The 17,072-nt window shown below is 65.2% G+C and carries 16 protein-coding genes; 15 read left to right on the forward strand and 1 reads right to left on the reverse strand.

Annotation, left to right across the window (positions count from 1 at the left end; genetic code table 11):
- Positions 1-66 precede the first annotated feature (66 nt).
- The 3 genes from CYJ22_RS00250 to CYJ22_RS00260 are packed head-to-tail and all read left to right on the forward strand — an operon-like array spanning position 67 to position 5,008.
- Entirely contained in the window at positions 67-1,407 is a 1,341-nt protein-coding gene (locus CYJ22_RS00250) for a glutamine synthetase family protein (protein WP_007590430.1), read from the forward strand.
- Complete coding sequence (locus CYJ22_RS00255) at positions 1,404-4,340, forward strand: bifunctional [glutamine synthetase] adenylyltransferase/[glutamine synthetase]-adenylyl-L-tyrosine phosphorylase (protein ID WP_101600211.1); 2,937 nt, start codon at positions 1,404-1,406, stop codon at positions 4,338-4,340. The genes CYJ22_RS00250 and CYJ22_RS00255 overlap by 4 nt, the downstream gene beginning before the upstream one ends.
- Complete coding sequence (locus CYJ22_RS00260; protein ID WP_101600213.1) at positions 4,337-5,008, forward strand: histidine phosphatase family protein; 672 nt, start codon at positions 4,337-4,339, stop codon at positions 5,006-5,008. Before CYJ22_RS00255 ends, CYJ22_RS00260 begins: the two co-directional genes overlap by 4 nt.
- Here CYJ22_RS00260 and CYJ22_RS00265 read toward each other — a convergent pair.
- Positions 4,996-5,241: a hypothetical protein gene (locus tag CYJ22_RS00265; RefSeq protein ID WP_101600215.1), complete on the reverse strand. Its 246-nt coding sequence runs from the start codon at positions 5,239-5,241 to the stop codon at positions 4,996-4,998. The two genes, CYJ22_RS00260 and CYJ22_RS00265, sit on opposite strands and share 13 nt — an antisense overlap.
- A 32-nt stretch (positions 5,242-5,273) precedes the next feature.
- Here CYJ22_RS00265 and CYJ22_RS00270 point away from each other — a divergent pair, with 32 nt between their 5' ends.
- The 12 genes from CYJ22_RS00270 (at position 5,274) to CYJ22_RS00325 (ending at position 17,050) form a co-directional block, all read left to right on the forward strand.
- Positions 5,274-5,756, forward strand: a complete 483-nt coding sequence (locus CYJ22_RS00270) for a SixA phosphatase family protein (protein ID WP_101600217.1) — start codon at positions 5,274-5,276, stop codon at positions 5,754-5,756.
- A gap of 148 nt (positions 5,757-5,904) precedes the next feature.
- Positions 5,905-6,666 (forward strand): YebC/PmpR family DNA-binding transcriptional regulator, encoded by a 762-nt coding sequence (locus tag CYJ22_RS00275; protein WP_101600219.1) that lies wholly within the window; start codon positions 5,905-5,907, stop codon positions 6,664-6,666.
- A gap of 2 nt (positions 6,667-6,668) precedes the next feature.
- On the forward strand, positions 6,669-7,571 hold the full coding sequence (gene pdxS / locus CYJ22_RS00280; RefSeq protein ID WP_101600220.1) for a pyridoxal 5'-phosphate synthase lyase subunit PdxS: 903 nt from the start codon (positions 6,669-6,671) through the stop codon (positions 7,569-7,571).
- A complete protein-coding gene (pdxT, locus tag CYJ22_RS00285; RefSeq protein WP_007590471.1) occupies positions 7,565-8,158 on the forward strand; it encodes a pyridoxal 5'-phosphate synthase glutaminase subunit PdxT in 594 nt (197 codons plus the stop codon). The genes pdxS and pdxT overlap by 7 nt, the downstream gene beginning before the upstream one ends.
- Positions 8,158-8,787, forward strand: coding sequence for a crossover junction endodeoxyribonuclease RuvC (gene ruvC, locus CYJ22_RS00290; protein WP_007590391.1), 630 nt, complete (start codon positions 8,158-8,160; stop codon positions 8,785-8,787). Before pdxT ends, ruvC begins: the two co-directional genes overlap by 1 nt.
- A gap of 55 nt (positions 8,788-8,842) precedes the next feature.
- Positions 8,843-9,448 carry a Holliday junction branch migration protein RuvA gene (gene ruvA / locus CYJ22_RS00295; protein WP_007590501.1) on the forward strand — a complete coding sequence of 202 codons (606 nt, stop codon included), beginning with the start codon at positions 8,843-8,845 and terminating at the stop codon, positions 9,446-9,448.
- Positions 9,449-9,452: 4 nt separating this feature from the next.
- On the forward strand, positions 9,453-10,493 hold the full coding sequence (gene ruvB / locus CYJ22_RS00300) for a Holliday junction branch migration DNA helicase RuvB (RefSeq protein ID WP_207760489.1): 1,041 nt from the start codon (positions 9,453-9,455) through the stop codon (positions 10,491-10,493).
- A gap of 180 nt (positions 10,494-10,673) precedes the next feature.
- Complete coding sequence (locus CYJ22_RS00305; RefSeq protein ID WP_034497297.1) at positions 10,674-11,087, forward strand: preprotein translocase subunit YajC; 414 nt, start codon at positions 10,674-10,676, stop codon at positions 11,085-11,087.
- Between the two features lie 26 nt (positions 11,088-11,113).
- Positions 11,114-13,045, forward strand: a complete 1,932-nt coding sequence (secD, locus tag CYJ22_RS00310; protein WP_101600224.1) for a protein translocase subunit SecD — start codon at positions 11,114-11,116, stop codon at positions 13,043-13,045.
- Position 13,046: 1 nt separating this feature from the next.
- Positions 13,047-14,135, forward strand: coding sequence for a protein translocase subunit SecF (secF, locus tag CYJ22_RS00315; protein ID WP_007590406.1), 1,089 nt, complete (start codon positions 13,047-13,049; stop codon positions 14,133-14,135).
- Positions 14,132-14,671, forward strand: coding sequence for an adenine phosphoribosyltransferase (locus tag CYJ22_RS00320; RefSeq protein ID WP_007590389.1), 540 nt, complete (start codon positions 14,132-14,134; stop codon positions 14,669-14,671). Before secF ends, CYJ22_RS00320 begins: the two co-directional genes overlap by 4 nt.
- 78 nt (positions 14,672-14,749) lie before the next feature.
- Entirely contained in the window at positions 14,750-17,050 is a 2,301-nt protein-coding gene (locus CYJ22_RS00325) for a RelA/SpoT family protein (RefSeq protein ID WP_207760481.1), read from the forward strand.
- The last annotated feature ends 22 nt before the right edge of the window (positions 17,051-17,072 follow it).

Raw genomic sequence — 17,072 nt, forward strand, 5'->3', positions numbered from 1 at the left:
GAAGCCATGCCGGGCCGACCGCAGTCCCTGCGGTCGGCCCGTTCTTTTCTCAACGGGAGGACACCGGTGGATTCGCATCAGGAATACGTGCTGCGCGAGGTCGCGCAGAAGAATATTCGCTTCATCCGTTTGTGGTTTACGGATGTTGCGGGCGTCTTGAAGTCGATTTCGATCGACCCTGGTGAGCTCGAGGAGGCGTTCAGTGAGGGGATTGGCTTCGATGGGTCGGCCGTCGAAGGCCTGACGCGCGTCTACGAGTCGGACATGCTGCTCAAGCCGGATGCGTCGACGTTCCAGTTGCTCCCGTGGCGTTCCAACGAGGACCCGGTTGCGCGTATGTTCTGCGATGTCCTCATGCCCGATGGGCGTCCGGCTCCCTCGGATCCCCGAGGGGTTCTCGAGCGAGCCGTGGAGCGCGCCGCTGATGCGGGCTTCCGGGTCATGATTCACCCGGAGATTGAGTTTTACCTGCTGCGTCAGCCCGTGACACCCGATCGCATGATCCCCGTCGATCAGGCTGGCTACTTCGACCACGTCGCGCGCGGCGATTCGAACGACTTCCGCCGCCGCGCCGTGCGCATGCTCGAGGACATGGCGATTCCGGTCGAGTTCTCGCACCACGAGGGCGGACCGGGACAGAACGAGATTGACCTGCGAGCCGTTGACCCCGTGCGTGCAGCGGATAACATCATGACTGCGCGCACCCTCATTGAGGAGGTCGCGCTACGCGAGGAGCTCGTCGCGACGTTCATGCCCAAGCCCTTCATCGAGCACCCGGGCTCGGGAATGCACACGCACCTGTCGCTGTTTGAGGGCGAAGCGAACGCGTTCTTCTCCCCGGCGGGTCAGTATCGCCTGTCCACGACGGGGCGTCAGTTTATTGCGGGCCTGCTCGCCCATGCCGAGGAGATTGCGGCCATTACCAACCAGCATGTCAACTCCTACAAGCGCCTGTGGGGCGGGGGAGAGGCTCCCTCCTACGTGTGCTGGGGTCACCTGAATCGCTCGGCTCTCGTGCGTGTCCCCCTCTACAAGCCGAAGAAGGCCGCGGCCGCACGGATCGAATACCGCGCGCCCGACCCGAGTGCGAACCCGTATCTTGCGTTCGCTGTGTTGATTTCCGCTGGTTTGGATGGCATCGAGCAGAAGATGGAACTGATGCCTGAGGCCGAGGACAACGTCTGGGATCTGTCGGATCGCGAGCGTCAAGTCATGGGCATTCGTGCCCTGCCTGCCTCGTTGGCGGATGCGGTGCGTGCGATGAAGCGCTCCGATTTGGTGGCCTCCACGCTCGGCGAGCAGGTGTTCGACTACGTGATCCGCAACAAGCGCAAGGAATGGACGGAGTATCGTCAACAGATTACCCGTCAGGAACTCGAGCAATTCCTCAAGGTCGTTCCCCGGTGACGCTCGACGAACTCCGGTTTGCCGGATTCCTGGACCCTCGCCGCGCCCTCGATTTCTTCGAGGAGCTTCCGGGTGGAGCCGAGGTATGGGCGGCGGACCTGGGGGCGAGCGCCGACCCCGATCAGGCGCTGTTGGCGGCGATCCGCCTTCACGAAGCGGATCCCGGCCTCGTGCGGGGACTCATCGATGATTCGCGTGCGCGCGCTCGCCTGTGCGCAGTGCTGGGTGGCAGCCAGTGGCTGGGCGACTACATCATCGCCGATCCCAGCCGCGCTCGAGCAACGTGGGAGGATCCCGGTGAGGCCGCACAGGTGCTGCTGGAATCCGTCGGGGCTACGCGGGTGGATAACGGAGTGTACGTAGCCTCGGAGCACGCGCACGTGGATGACCTGCGCGCCGGCTACCGTCGTGTTTTGCTCTCCCTGGCTGCCGATGACCTGACGAGTGATGATCCTGAAGGCTTCATGCCTGAGGTCGGTCGGCGCATCGCCGACCTGGTTGATGCAACTCTCGAGGCTGGCCTTGCCCTGGCGAGGCGCGACATTGACCCGCGCGGGCGCATCCCCTTCGCCATCATTGCGATGGGTAAGACGGGAGCACGCGAACTCAACTACATCTCCGACGTGGACGTCGTCTACGTCGCCGAGGCCGGGGCTGATGGGGATGAGCGAGAAGCCCTTGAGGTCGCGACGCGCCTGGCGGCGGCCACCGCCTCCGCTTGCTCGGGCCCCGGAACCGAAGCGCCGCTGTGGACGGTAGACGCGAACCTGCGCCCTGAGGGCCGCAACGGAGCGCTCGTGCGCACCGTCGAGTCCTACCGCCAGTACTGGGACAAGTGGGCGCAAACGTGGGAGTTTCAAGCGCTGCTCAAGGCACGTGCCTGTGCGGGAGACGAGGCTGTCGGGCGTGCCTTCGAGGAAGCTGCGCAGCCCTACGTGTGGAGCGCTGCCACCCGCGAAGGATTTGTCGAGGCTGCGCGCGCGATGCGTCGCCGCGTCGAAGACAACATCTCGCGTTCACATGCGTCGCGTGAGCTCAAGCTCGGGCGCGGCGGCCTGCGCGACGTTGAGTTTACGGTTCAGCTGCTCCAGCTGGTTCACGGTCGCACCGATGCCTTCCTGCGCGTGAGATCGACGCTGGAGGCGATTGAGGCGCTGCGCGAGGGTGGCTACATCGCGCGCAGCGACGCGCATCAGCTCGCCTCGTGCTACCGATTCCTGCGCGCCGTCGAACACCGCACTCAGCTGCCCCGGATGCGCCGCACGCACCTGATTCCTGACAAGGAACGGGAGCTGCGTGTCCTCGGACGTTCGATGGGTGCCACTCGCTTCGCAGACGCGGAGTCGATCAGTTCCGCTATCGACGAGGTTCGCACTCGTGTGCGTGCTTTGCATGAGGACGTCTTCTACCGTCCGATCATTGCTGCGACCGCGTCGCTGAGCGAGGACGAGGTGTCCCTGCACGCGGATGGCGCGCGCGACCGACTGGCAGCGATTGGCTACCGTGATCCGGCGGGAGCGCTGACGCACATCGGCGCGCTCACCCAGGGGACGAGCAGGCGCGCCGCGATCCAGCGCCACCTGCTTCCGGTGTTCATCTCGTGGCTCGCCAGAGGGGCCGACCCCGACATGGGCCTCCTGAACTTCCGCATCCTGTCCGAGGACATTGGGGATTCGCACTGGTACCTCGCGCTCCTGCGTGACTCGGGCGTGGCCGCCCACAGGCTCACGACCATGCTTCCGAACTCCCGCTGGATCGCCGAGGCTCTCGCCAAGCGTCCCGAGGCCGTGGCCTGGCTCGACGATGACGCTGAGCTGGCGCCGCGCGAGCCGCACCGACTGGCCCGAGAAGTCGCCGCCCTTATCGATCGGCATGAAGACGCGACGGAAGCTGCCGCTCGCGTGCGGGCCGTACGCACCCGTGAGTTGACGCGCTGCGCGATGAGCGACCTGCTGGGTGGCGTCGATCCGCGCGGTAACGCGATCGCCGACGCCACGGATGCGGCAATTCTGGGAGCCCTCGCCATCGCGCAGCGTGAGGAAGCTGAGCGTTGGGGCCAGCAACGGGCGGCCGTCGTGTTCGTCGCGATGGGCCGCTATGGCGGACGCGAGTGCTCGTACGCCTCGGACGCCGATGTGATTGCCCTGCACGAGGCCGTCGGGGGTGCCACCGAGGCGGAAGCGGCTGCCAGCGCGACGGCGATTGTGAACCGCGTGAAGAACCTCCTCGGCTCGGCGACCAATCAGCTGGGCATTGTCGTCGACCTCGATTTGCGTCCCGAGGGCAAGAACGGCCCGATGAGCCGCACGATCGAGTCGCATCGTGAGTATACGCAGCGGTGGGCATCCACCTGGGAGCGGCAGGCCGCGGTGCGTGCGCGCCCGATCGGTGAGGGAAGCCTCGCCGATTCTGCACGGGCACTGTTCGATGAGCTTGCCTATGGGGGAGTGAGCGAGTCGGATGTGCGTGACATTCGCTTGCTCAAAGCCCGCATGGAGAACGAGCGTCTGCCGCGCGGCATCGAGCCCGCTCGCCATGTGAAGCTCGGACCCGGCGGCCTCACCGACGTGGAGTGGACGATCCAGCTCATCCAGATGCGTGCTGGAATGAACAACCCCGCACTGCGTACGCCCTCGACGACGCAGGCGATCCTCAGCGCTCAGGAGCGCGAGCTGATCGGCGCTCAAGACGCGCAGACTCTTCTTGACGCCTGGGATATGGCCACCCGTATCCGCGCGGCAAACACCCTGGCGAGCGGGCGCATGAGCGGTGTGAAGCTCGACGTCTTGCCCCGCGATAGCGCGGAGCTGCGTGCCCTCGCAGCGATCCTCGGGTACGGTAGCGGCGGGCTGAACGCCCTCGAAGACGACTGGCTGCGCGCTGGACGCAAAGCGCGCGCCGTCATGGAACGACTTTTCTGGGAGCAGCAGTGAAGATTGTGCTGGTACGGCACGGACAAACCCCCGCGAATCGCCTCGGTGCGCTCGATACGGTGCGCCCCGGCCTCGGGCTGACTCCCGAAGGACTCCTCCAGGCCCAGCGCCTCGCGGATCGATGGGAGTCCGAGGTCGCGCCTCCTCCTACCGTCATTGCGCTATCCGGACTGCATCGCACGCGCCTGACTGCGGCCCCGCTGGCGAGCGCCTACGGGCTGACCCCGCAGGTGTACCCCGGCATCCGCGAGCTACGCTCCGGCGACCTCGAAATGGCAGCTGACCCGTGCTCGCAGTCCCTCTATGTACGCACGACGCTGTCGTGGTGCGCGGGGGATCTGGATAATCGCATGCCCGGCGGTGAGAGCGGGCGCGAGGCCCTGGCCCGCTCGCTGGAGACCGTGCGCCGAGTGGGACTGACCGCTCGTGAGAACGCGGGGGACGAGGCCGTTGCGGTGTTCGTCATCCACGGTGCGCTCACGCGCCTGCTGGCCACGTGGCTGTCCACCGACATTGACGAGGAGCTCGTCTCCAAGCATTTCATGTCCAACACGGGCACGTCCACCTTCGAGTGGGCGCCCGACTTCGCCCCTTCCTCGGCCGACGAACTGGCGAAGGGGCTCCACGCCCTGACCTGGAACGACCGTCCCCTCGATCAGTGGTCGTGAGACGATTCGCCGCCTGAGTCCTTATCGGGTGCAACGAAGGCTGACACCTCGTAGGGGAACGACCGGTATTTAAAGTAGTTCTCCAGGTAGGACAGGTGATCCTCGCACGCGAGCCACGTCTTCGTGCGCCCGCGGTGGATTGCCGGATTGCGCCAGTCGATCCGGTAGATCGCAGCGTTCGTGCATTCACGCGCCGAGCAGATGCCCGATGCGGCTTCGACTCCCAGTGCCATGGTGTCCTCCCCGTGCGGTTACGCTTGGAAGTATGCCAACCCTCGTTCTCGTTCGCCACGCGCAGGCCGCATACTCCTACCCCGATCACGCTCGCCCCCTGACGCGCGCGGGCGTCGACCAGGCCACTCGCCTCGGCGGCGTTCTCTCCCGGGAGATTGGGAGCTTCGATGTCGCGGTGTGTTCCGATGCGGCACGCGCGCAGCAGACCTTCGCTCAGATCAGTCAGCGCGTGTCGATTCGTGATAGCTGGTTCGACCGCGGCGTTTATAACGCCGACGAGGAGGACATCCTCACCCTGGCGCGCACTTTCGAGGGCAGCAGTGCACTCATCGTCGGTCACGAGCCGACCATCTCCGGCGCGGGCTACGTCCTGGCTTGCGAGGACGATCGGTCAGAGGTCGCTCGCGGCGTGCCCACGGCAACCGCCCTCATCCTGTCCTTCGACGGATCCTGGGAGGATCTGGCCCCTTCGAACTGCACCCTGCGCGTCCTGCTCACCCCGCCCACCCGGTAGGTCACGGAGCGCCGCAAGCGGTCCCGGCCTCGTCCATCGTTCCTGTGACTGTGTTTACGTTTGTCCACGTGACGCCCGCCCGGATGCGGATGGGGGCCGCAGACGCGTTAGAATATGGCGGTATCTATCCACCCAACAGGGAGAAGTGATGTCGGGACACTCTAAGTGGGCGACCACCAAGCACAAGAAGGCCGCTATTGACGCCAAGCGCGGCAAGCTCTTCGCGCGCCTCATCAAGAACATTGAGGTTGCAGCTCGCACGGGCGGCGGCGACCCCGCCGGCAACCCGACCCTGTACGACGCCATCCAGAAGGCGAAGAAGAACTCCGTCCCCGCCGACAACATCGACCGCGCCGTCAAGCGTGGCTCCGGTGCCGAGGCCGGTGGCGCCAACTACGAGACCATCATGTACGAGGGCTACGGCCCCAATGGCGTCGCCTTCCTGGTGGAGTGTCTGACGGATAACCGCAACCGCGCCGCCTCCGACGTTCGCCTGGGCTTCACCCGCCACGGCGGTTCGCTGGCCGACCCGGGTTCGGTGGCCTACCTGTTCTCGCGCCGTGGCATCGTTGAGGTGCCCGCCTCCGACGGTGTGGACGAGGAATCCATCATGATGGCCGTCCTGGACGCAGGCGCCGAAGAGGTCGAGGACGCCGGTGAGCTCTTCATCGTCGAGTCCGACCCCAAGGACGTCGTCGCCGTGCGTACCGCTCTGCAGGACGCTGGCATCGACTACGACTCCGCCGAAGTCCAGTTCGTCGCTTCCACCGAGGTTGAGCTCGATCTCGAGGGCGCCCTCAAGGTCAACAAGCTCATCGACGCCCTCGAGGACTCCGATGACGTGCAGAACATCTACACGAACATGTCCCTGTCGGACGAGGTTCGTGCCCAGCTGGAAGAGCAGGAGTGAACATGAGCGATTCGACCGCTAAGCGCGAGGTCGGTACCCCGCAGGTTAAGCGCGGCATGGCCCAGATGCTCAAGGGCGGCGTCATCATGGACGTCGTTACCCCCGAGCAGGCGAAGATCGCCGAGGACGCGGGTGCCGTGGCCGTCATGGCCCTCGAGCGCGTCCCCGCCGACATTCGCGCCCAGGGTGGCGTGGCCCGCATGTCCGACCCCGACCTGATCGAAGGCATCATCGAGGCCGTGTCCATCCCCGTGATGGCCAAGGCCCGCATCGGCCACTTCGTCGAGGCGCAGGTTCTGCAGTCCCTTGGCGTCGACTACATCGACGAGTCCGAGGTCCTGACCCCCGCCGACTACACCCACCACATCGACAAGTGGAACTTCACCGTTCCCTTCGTCTGCGGTGCGACCAACCTTGGTGAGGCGCTGCGCCGCATCAACGAGGGCGCGGCCATGATCCGCTCCAAGGGCGAGGCCGGCACCGGCGACGTCTCCAACGCGACCACGCACATGCGTAAGATCCGCGACGAGATCCGCCACCTGACCTCCCTGCCCGAGGACGAGCTCTACGTCGCGGCCAAGGAACTCCAGGCCCCCTACGAGCTCGTCGCCGAGGTCGCCCGCGAGGGTCGCCTCCCCGTCGTGCTCTTCACGGCCGGTGGCATCGCCACCCCCGCCGACGCTGCCATGATGATACAGCTGGGCGCCGAGGGCGTCTTCGTGGGTTCGGGCATCTTCAAGTCCGGCGACCCCGCCAAGCGCGCGGCCGCCATCGTCAAGGCAACGACCTTCTACGACGATCCGTCCGTCATCGCCGAGGTCTCCCGTGGCCTGGGCGAGGCCATGGTCGGCATTAACGTCGACGACCTGCCGGTCGATCACCGCCTCGCGGAGCGCGGATGGTGACCATCGGCGTTCTCGCCCTGCAGGGCGACGTCGCAGAGCACGTGCGGGCGCTGGAAAACTCCGGCGCCCGCGCGCTGCTTGTGCGCAGGGTTTCTGAGCTCGACCAGGTCGACGGCCTGGTCATCCCGGGCGGCGAGTCGACCACCATGTCGAACCTGCTGCTCTCCTTCGGACTGTTTGACACGCTCAACGACCGCATCGCATCCGGCCTGCCGGTCTACGGCACGTGCGCGGGCATGATCATGCTCGCCTCGTCGATCCTGGATGGACGTGAGGACCAGCGCTCTTTCGGTGCGCTCGACATGGTGGTGCGCCGTAACGCATTTGGTCGTCAGGTCGACTCCTACGAGGAGGACCTGGACGTCGAGGGCGTTGAGGGTGGCCCCTTCCACGCAGTGTTCATCCGCGCCCCGTGGGTTGAGTCCGTGGGCGAGGGCGTTGAGGTGATCGCACGCGCCGGCAACAGCGCCGACGGCCCGATCGTCGGCGTGCGCCGCGGCAACGTCATGGCGACATCCTTCCACCCCGAGGTGGGTGGAGATGATCGGATCCACGCGATGTTCGTCGATATGGTGGCGCGCGCCTGATGCGCGTCATGGGCATCGACCCGGGCCTGACGCGCTGCGGCCTCGGCGTCGTCGACGTCGATGCGTCGCGGCGCGCCTCGCTCGTGTACGTTGGTGTCGCCCGCACCGACAAGGACCTGGCGACGCACTTCCGGCTGCGCACGATCGCGGACGCGATCGATAGCGTCATCGAACGCTACGAGCCCGAGGTCGTCGCCATCGAACGCGTCTTCGCGCAGGACAACCTGCAGTCGGTGACCACCACGATGCAGGTCATGGGCGCGGCGATGACGTGCGTCGGTCGTGCCGGCCTGCCGATGGCCGTCCATACGCCCTCCGAGGTGAAGTCCGCCGTCTCCGGCAATGGCAACGCGGATAAGGCTCAGGTGCAGGCGATGGTTGCGCGCATCCTCGGCCTCGCCAAGGCTCCCAAGCCAGCGGACGCTGCGGACGCTCTGGCTATTGCGATTACGCATGCGTGGCGGGGGACTGGCTTGCTCGGTGCTCCTGAGGACTCGTCGGTCGCAGTGTCGATCTCGGGTCGCCTAACCGCGCGCGGATCCATGACGCCCGCCCAAAAGGCGTGGGCCGAGGCCCAGGCCGCGCAACGCCGAACGGGTGCCGTCGATCCGAGGCGCAGGCGCGGCTAGAATCGTACATATGTTCGCCCGCGTGTGCGGGTGACCCGGGAACGAAAGGAACGCAGTGATCTCCATTCTGCGCGGCACAGTCGCGAGCGTCGGCCTCGACCACATCGACATCGTGGTGGGAGGCATCGGCTTCCGCGTGCACGTGACGCCCGCCTTCGCGCAGGGTGCCTCGCGTGATCAGGAGATGACTGTGTTCACGTCGATGATCGTGCGCGAAGACTCGATGACGCTCTACGGCTTCGGGTCTGCGGATGAACGCGACGTGTTCACGAAGCTCCTATCTGTCTCGGGTATCGGCCCGAAGATTGCGCTGGCAGCCCTGGCGGTCCTGCGCCCCGACGACCTGCGCCGCGCGGTGCGCGACCAGGACCTCGCGGCACTCCAGCGGATCCCCGGCGTGGGCAAGAAGTCGGCGCAGCGCATGGCCCTCGAAATCGGAGACAAGCTCGGTACCCCGGCAGCACTGCCGAGCGGCGAAACCGCCGCCGCTCCCGCGCCCACCGAGGACGCCGTGGCCTCCGAAGTCAGCGCCGCACTGGTCGGTTTGGGCTGGTCCGAGGCTCAGGCTGCCAAGGCCATCGAGAAGCTGGCGGGCAGTGGGCTTGGCGCCTCCGACATGCTGCGTGCTGCCCTCGTGACGCTGGGAGGCGGACGTGGCTGATCAGATGGATTCCGGTTTCGACGTCGATGCGATGCGCATCGTCGCCCCCGATGCCGGGGAGCTCGAGCGTGCCGCAGAGGCCGCACTGCGCCCGAAGAAGCTCTCTGAGTTCGTCGGCCAGCGCGTCGTGCGAGGCCAGCTGCAGCTCGTGCTCGATGCCGCGCGCATGCGTTCGGCCAGCCCCGATCATGTTCTCCTCGCAGGCCCTCCCGGACTTGGTAAGACGACGCTTGCGATGATCATCGCGGCCGAGATGGGAACGTCGCTGCGCCTGACGTCTGGCCCCGCGATCCAGCACGCTGGCGACCTCGCCGCGATTCTGTCGGGCCTTCAAGAGGGCGACATCCTCTTCATCGACGAGATCCACCGACTCGCGCGCACCGCCGAGGAAATGCTGTACCTGGCGATGGAAGACTTCCGCGTTGATGTCGTTGTGGGAAAGGGCCCCGGCGCGACGTCGATCCCGCTGACACTCCCGCCCTTCACCGTCGTCGGAGCGACGACGCGATCCGGTCTGCTTCCCGCACCGCTGCGTGACCGCTTCGGTTTCACGGCTCATCTTGAGTTCTATGAGACCGATGAACTGCAGTCCGTTGTCACCCGTTCTGCTTCGCTGCTCGGATCGCCCATCGACGCGCAGGCCGCCCACGAGATTGCCTCGCGCTCGCGCGGTACGCCGCGTATCGCGAACCGCCTCCTGCGCCGCGTCGTCGACTACGCCCAGGTTCACGGAGACGGACAGTTGACACTCGATGCGGCCCGCGGAGCCCTCGAGCTCTTCGAGGTCGACCCCTCCGGCCTCGACCGCCTCGACCGTGCGGTCCTCGAGGCCATCTGCCGTCGTTTCGCGGGTGGCCCGGTGGGCCTGACGACCCTGTCTGTCACAATCGGCGAGGAAGCGGAGACCGTCGAAACTGTCGCGGAGCCCTATCTCGTCCGCGAAGGCTTCCTTGTGCGTACCAACCGCGGACGCATGGCAACCCCGAAGGCGTGGGCACACCTCGGGCTGACCCCGCCGTCGCCCGACGGAGCGCTCTTCGACTAGGGGAGTGGGCCTCGTTGCCATCCTGGCTGGCCACGGGCATGCGCGGCACTGTCAAAGAAGGGCCGACGGTGCCTTGCGCCGCGCCACACCTTGATCACTTAGGCTAAAACCCTCCCCGGGCATTAGACTGGCAAGGTGCGCTCGAAGCGCCCGACCGTCATCGAAAGTGAATCAGCCTTTATGAACAACGTAACCCTCGTGATCCTGATCGTCGCCATGGTCGCTTTTATGTGGTGGAGCTCGACCTCCCGCAAGAAGCAGATGGCGAAGATGGAGCAGGAAAAGCGTGACCAGCTCGCTGCCGTCAAGCCCGGAGAATGGGTCCGTACCCGCGTTGGATTCTGGGGTCGCTTTGTTGACCTCGACGGCGACATCGTCGTCCTGGAGACCACCGATGGGCACGAGATGTATTGGGAGCGAGAAATGATCGCGGAAATCGGTGGTCAGCCGCCTCTCGCTGATGCGGAGCAGGTGAACGCATCCGAGTTCGCTGGGGTCGACGAGACGACGGACGAGGACGAGAAGGTCCTTGGACTCGACGAGCCGACCGACGGTGAGGTCTTCAACAACAACGCCGACGAGCAGCAGAAGTAAGTCAAGGCTGAACGGAAAGTAGAACCGTGGCATCACACAAGCGACGCCCCGTGCGCGCGCTCGTGACCCTGACCGTCGCCATCGTGGCGGCGTGCGCGGCACTTGCGATCGGGCACTTCATGAAGGGCGTGTCCCCGTATCCCGACCTGGCCCTTGACCTGAAGGGCGGCACTCAGCTCATCCTGACGCCGACCGTGACGGGCGATGGACAGCGTGAGATCACCGAAGAGGACATCACCCAGGCGATCTCGATTATCCGCAACCGAATCGACGCCTCCGGCGTGTCCGAGTCTGAGATCTCCTCGATGGGCAGCTCGAACATCATGGTGTCGATCCCCGGCACACCCTCTCAGGAGCAGCTGGATCTTATTCGTTCGTCCTCGCAGATGAACTTCCGCCCCGTCCTGCGTATCGGCGCAGCTCAGGGCGTCATCCAGAACCAGCAGCCCGCCCAGACGGATACGGCGCAGTCGGGGGCCCAGTCCGGTGCCCAGTCGGGCGAGCAGTCGGGCGCTGCGACCACCGAGGCAGCCCAGTCGGGCGTTCAGTCCACCGCACTGGATGAGGCGACCGCGAAGGGTATCGCTGACGCGAATCAGGACGGCGTCCTGTCCGACACTCCCGCAACCACGCCCGAGAACGCTTCGGATCTCGCGTGGATCACCGAGCAGGTTGTCTACGATTTCCTGACGCTCGACTGCTCGGCTGCCGCCGACGTCAAGCACGTTGAGGGTTCCTCCGACAAGCCCTACGCCGCATGTGACGAGTCCGGTCAGATCAAGTACATCCTCGGTCCCGTGGCCGTGCCCGGTTCGGATCTGAAGACCGCAACCGCCGGTCTCGCACGCAACAACAACGGTCAGACGACCGGCCAGTGGGCCGTGTCCCTGCAGTTCAACGACGCGGGTACGGAGAAGTTCAAGGACACGTCCACGATCCTCTACGGCTACCACACCTCGGATCCCCAGGGTTCGTCGTTCTACCAGGGGCGCCCCGACCGTAACTCCTTCGCGGTCGTCCTCGACGGCACGGTTATCACCGCGCCGTCGATGAACGCGATCATCCCCAACGGCCAGGCTGAGATCACCGGTAACTTCACCGCTCAGTCGGCGTCCGCGCTGGCCAACCAGCTCAGCTTCGGTTCGCTGCCGCTGAACTTCGAGGTCGAGTCCGAGCAGCAGATTTCCGCGACGATCGGTACCGATCACCTGACAGTCGGCCTGTGGGCCGCACTGATCGGCTTCCTGCTCGTCATCGTCTACCTCATCTGGCAGTACCGTGGTCTGGCGATTATCTCGGCGGGCTCGCTCGTCGTCGCCTCGATCATCACCTACCTGGTGATCGCGCTCCTGTCGTGGTGGATGGGCTACCGCCTCTCGCTGGCGGGTGTTGCCGGTCTGATCATGGCCATCGGCGTCACGACAGACTCCTTCATCGTGTACTTCGAGCGTGTGCGCGACGAAGTGCGCGATGGCCGTCCCCTGCAGGCTGCCGTGGAAGAGGGCTGGGACCGCGCCAAGCGCACGATTCTGGTCTCCGATGCCGTCAACCTGGTGGCCGCCGTGGTTCTCTACCTGCTCGCCGTCGGTGGCGTTCAGGGCTTCGCCTTCACCCTCGGTGTCACGACCGTCATCGACATCGCGGTGATCTTCCTGTTCACGCACCCGATGATGGAGCTGCTCATCCGCACCCGCTTCTTCGGTGAAGGCCACAAGCTGTCCGGCCTCGATCCCGAGCACCTGGGTGCGAAGAACTCCCTCGTGTACGCGGGCCGCGGCCGCGTGGTCGTGCGTGGCGAATCCGCGTCCAAGGACAAGAATGACGAGGCCGGAGACGGTCTGTCGATCGCCGAACGTCGTCGCGCTGCACGCCTGGCCGCCCAGAAGGCGGAGGAAGAGGCCTCGTCGGCTGAGTCGACGGATGACGTGACGGTTGCTACCGAGGAAGAGGAGAACTGACATGATGAGTTTTGCTCAGTGGGGTAACGCCCTGTACTCGGGCGACAAGTCCTACGCCGTCGTCCCCAAGCGCAAGATCTTTGTCGGCCTCGCGGCTGGTGTCCTCGTCCTCGGCTTTGCGCTCGTCGCAATCCTGGGTCTCAATCGTTCGATTGAGTTCACGGGCGGTTCGCAGTTCGACGTCGCTCACGTGAGCGACCAGAGCGAGTCCTTCGCGTCGCGCGCTGTCGCCTCGACTGGCCTCGTTGAGGGCGCCCCCAAGGTCACGCGCGTGGGTTCCGATTCCGTGCGCATTCAGACCACGTCCCTCGACTCTGCGCAGACCGCGCAGATGCGTGACGCGCTGGCGAGCGCCTACGGTGTCGAGGCCACCGAGGTTCAGTCCTCGTCGATTGGCCCCTCCTGGGGTTCGTCGGTTACCACGAAGGCCGCGCAGTCGCTCGTTATCTTCATGGCGCTCGTCGCACTGCTGATGACCGTGTACTTCCGTTCGTGGCGCATGGCTGCCTCGGCGCTCCTCGCCCTTCTGCACGACATCGCCGTCACTGTCGGTGTATTCGCAATTTTGCAGGTCGAGGTCTCTCCTGCGACCGTCATCGGCTTCCTGACGATTCTGGGTTACTCGCTCTATGACACCGTCGTCGTCTTCGACAAGGTGCGCGAGCTGACCTCGGACGTCTACGAGCAGAAGCACTACACCTTCGCTGAGTACGTGAACCTCGCGGTCAACCAGACGATGGTTCGTTCGATCAACACCTCGGTTGTGGCGCTTCTCCCCGTCGGTGCGATCCTGATCATCGGTTCTGTGGCCCTGGGGCCGGGTACCCTGGTGGATATCTCGCTGGCCCTGTTCGTCGGTATGATCGCCGGTACCTACTCGTCGATCTTCATCGCCTCCCCGCTGCTGGTCACCTTCCAGGAGCTGTCGAACAAGACCCGCGAGCACAACGCGGCGGTCGAGCACGAGCGCGAGCACCGCAACGCCGCCGGCGAGGCTTCCACTCCGAAGTCCGTCAAGGTGGCTCCGATCAAGCCCGGACAGCGTCTGGGTAATGAGAACCAGCCCCACAGGAAGAAGAATCATCGATGATCGGTGAGCTTGGCGACCGCGTCGCCACTCTGGTTCAGCAAAACATGCTGGAGATTCCGGACTTTCCGGAGCCCGGCGTCCTGTTTCGTGACATCACTGAGCTGTTTGCCAACGGCCCGGCGTTCAAGGAACTGGTTGAGCTGATCGGCGCTCGTTACGCGGGTCGAATCGATGCCGTCGCAGGTCTCGAGTCTCGCGGTTTCATTCTCGGTGCGCCCGTCGCTGCTGAGCTTGGCCTCGGCATGCTGACGATCCGCAAGGCTGGCAAGCTGCCCGGCCACGTGATCGGCGTCGACTACGAACTTGAGTACGGCACCGCACGCATGGAAATACACCCCGAGTCGGTCCACGAGGGGCAGCGCGTCCTCATCATCGACGACGTGCTCGCAACGGGCGGGACCGCGAACGCGGCGGTGAAGCTGCTACGCCAGTGCGGCGCGTCCGTCGAGGCCGTGGCCGTTCTGCTGGAACTCGATGCGCTGGGCGGTCGCTCGGTGCTCTCGGATGTGACGGTGGAGAGCGCGCTTCACCTCTGAGTGGTGCTTCTTGACAACGAGCGGGGCCGGGGATCGTCATGATCCCCGGCCCCGCACGTTCCTCGCTATCATGGGGCCATGAGCAGCGACGACATGACATCAGGTTCTGCGCTTCCCGCGGCGGGTTCCCGGGTGCGCTCCGGCCTCGTGTGGTTCGGCTCGCGTGGGCGGGCCACGATCCCCGAGATTGAGCCGCTTGTGCGTGCGCTGCGTGCGAACCACCCGAAGGCGGATATCAGCGTCGTCGAGCGCGCATATCGCACCGCTGAGGAACATCACCGCGGGCAAATGCGCAAGTCCGGTGAACCGTATATCACCCATCCGGTGGCCGTCGCGACGATCCTGGCCGAGATGGGCATGACGACCCCGACGCTCGTCGCCGCGCTGCTGCACGACACCGTCGAGGATACGGATTACACGCTCGAGCAGCTCGCCGCCGAGTACGGTGAGGCAATCGCCAACCTCGTTGACGGTGTCACCAAGTTGGACAAGGTGCACTACGGTGCCGCCGCCCAATCTGAAACGCTGCGCAAGATGCTCGTCGCGATGAGCCGCGATATCCGCGTCCTGCTCATCAAACTGGGCGACCGCCTGCACAACGCCCGCACGTGGCGTTTCGTGCCTGCCAAGTCGGCCGCGAAGAAGGCCCAGGAGACGCTTGAGATTTACGCGCCGCTGGCCCACCGCCTCGGCATGAACATGGTCAAGTGGGAGCTTGAGGAGCTCTCGTTCAAGACGCTGTACCCGGAGATTTACGAGGAGATCGACCGCCTCGTCACGGAGCGCGCCCCTCAGCGCGAGGAATATCTGCGCGACGTTATTGGTCAAATCGAGGAGGATCTGCGTCGCTCGGGGACGAAGGGAACGGTGAGCGGGCGTCCGAAGAGTCACTACTCGATCTACCAGAAGATGATCGTGCGCGGCAAAGCGTTCGACGAGGTGTTCGACCTGGTCGCCGTGCGCGTCCTCGTGGAGTCGATCAAGGACTGCTACGGCGTCCTGGGCTCGCTGCATGGGCGTTGGAATCCGATTCCGGGTCGCTTCAAAGACTACATCGCGATGCCGAAGTTTAACCTGTACCAGTCGCTGCACACGACGGTCATCGGTCCCGGCGGTAAGCCTGTGGAGATCCAGATCCGTACCTTCGACATGCACGAGCGCGCCGAGCATGGCGTGGCGGCGCACTGGAAGTACAAGCAGAACCCTAACGCTTCGAGTGGCGATGCGGATCGCATGAGCTCGGATGAGCAGGCGAATTGGCTGCGCGCCCTCGTCGAAATGGAACGAGAGACGGGCGATCCCGAAGAGTTCCTGGATTCGCTGCGTTACGAGATCGCCGGCGATGAGGTCTACGTGTTCACGCCCAAGGGGCAGGTTATCGTGCTGCCGGCACGCTCGACACCCGTTGACTTCGCCTACGCAGTCCACACGGAGGTCGGACACCGTACCGTTGGTGCGAAGGTGAATGGGCGTCTCGTCTCCCTCGATACGCGCCTGGAATCGGGCGAGACGGTCGAGGTCGTCACGTCGAAGTCGGATAAGTCAGGCCCGTCTCGCGACTGGCTCGCCTTCGTGGCTTCCCCGCGTGCGCGTTCCAAGATCAAGGCGTGGTTCTCCAAGGAACGTCGTGAGGAAGCCATTGAGGCGGGTAAGGAAGCGCTCGCTCGTACGATGCGCAAGCAGAATCTGCCTCTGCAGCGCCTCATGAACCACGAGTCGATCCTGTCGGTGGCGACGTCGTTTGGGTACCCGGATGTGTCCGGCCTGTACGCAGCCGTTGGCGAGGGACATATCTCTGCGCAGAACGTCGTGACCCGACTCGTCGACAACCTGGGTGGGGGAGACGGCACCGAGGAGACGCTGTCCGAGGGCGTCACACCCGGCTCGCAGAAGCCTCGCTCGGAGGCCACCGGCGATGCTGCGATTACGGTTGCGGGTCTGAGCCCGAACGAGATCTGGGTGAAGCTCGCCAAGTGCTGTACTCCTGTTCCCGGTGACGACATTGTCGGTTTCATCACGCGAGGCCAGGGAGTTTCGGTGCATCGCAGCACGTGCGCGAACGCGGTGCGCCTCGGGCAGCTGCAGCCCGAGCGTTTCGTCGATGTCTCGTGGAATGAGAAGGGCCTGGGTGCTCCTTTCCGCGTGCAGATCGAGGTCAGAGCTCTCGACCGCGGCGGACTGCTCTCCGACCTTACCCGCGTCCTGTCCGACTACCGCGTCAATATCCTTGCTGCTGCCCTGAAGACTGACGGGGACCAGGTCGCCTCGGGTAATTTCTCCTTTGAGCTGGCTGACCTCGGTCACCTCAACGCGGTTTTGTCGGCCCTGCGTCGGGTCGACGGTGTCTTCGAGGCGGTGCGCATCGGTGCCGACTCGTAGACGAGGTCGGGGTTGACTGCGC

This window comes from Schaalia odontolytica, from assembly GCF_002847525.1.
In the GTDB taxonomy this organism is placed as follows: Bacteria; Actinomycetota; Actinomycetes; order Actinomycetales; family Actinomycetaceae; genus Pauljensenia; species Pauljensenia odontolytica_B.

Excerpts from the sequence above, each read along its gene's own strand:
- CYJ22_RS00265 (WP_101600215.1), bottom strand. The coding sequence starts at position 5,241 with ATGGCACTGGGAGTCGAAGCCGCATCGGGCATCTGCTCGGCGCGTGAA.
- CYJ22_RS00275 (WP_101600219.1), top strand. The coding sequence starts at position 5,905 with ATGTCGGGACACTCTAAGTGGGCGACCACCAAGCACAAGAAGGCCGCT.
- ruvC (WP_007590391.1), top strand. The coding sequence starts at position 8,158 with ATGCGCGTCATGGGCATCGACCCGGGCCTGACGCGCTGCGGCCTCGGC.
- pdxT (WP_007590471.1), top strand. The coding sequence starts at position 7,565 with ATGGTGACCATCGGCGTTCTCGCCCTGCAGGGCGACGTCGCAGAGCAC.
- ruvB (WP_207760489.1), top strand. The coding sequence starts at position 9,453 with ATGGATTCCGGTTTCGACGTCGATGCGATGCGCATCGTCGCCCCCGAT.
- CYJ22_RS00325 (WP_207760481.1), top strand. The coding sequence starts at position 14,750 with ATGAGCAGCGACGACATGACATCAGGTTCTGCGCTTCCCGCGGCGGGT.
- CYJ22_RS00305 (WP_034497297.1), top strand. The coding sequence starts at position 10,674 with ATGAACAACGTAACCCTCGTGATCCTGATCGTCGCCATGGTCGCTTTT.
- CYJ22_RS00320 (WP_007590389.1), top strand. The coding sequence starts at position 14,132 with ATGATCGGTGAGCTTGGCGACCGCGTCGCCACTCTGGTTCAGCAAAAC.
- pdxS (WP_101600220.1), top strand. The coding sequence starts at position 6,669 with ATGAGCGATTCGACCGCTAAGCGCGAGGTCGGTACCCCGCAGGTTAAG.
- CYJ22_RS00270 (WP_101600217.1), top strand. The coding sequence starts at position 5,274 with ATGCCAACCCTCGTTCTCGTTCGCCACGCGCAGGCCGCATACTCCTAC.
- secF (WP_007590406.1), top strand. The coding sequence starts at position 13,047 with ATGATGAGTTTTGCTCAGTGGGGTAACGCCCTGTACTCGGGCGACAAG.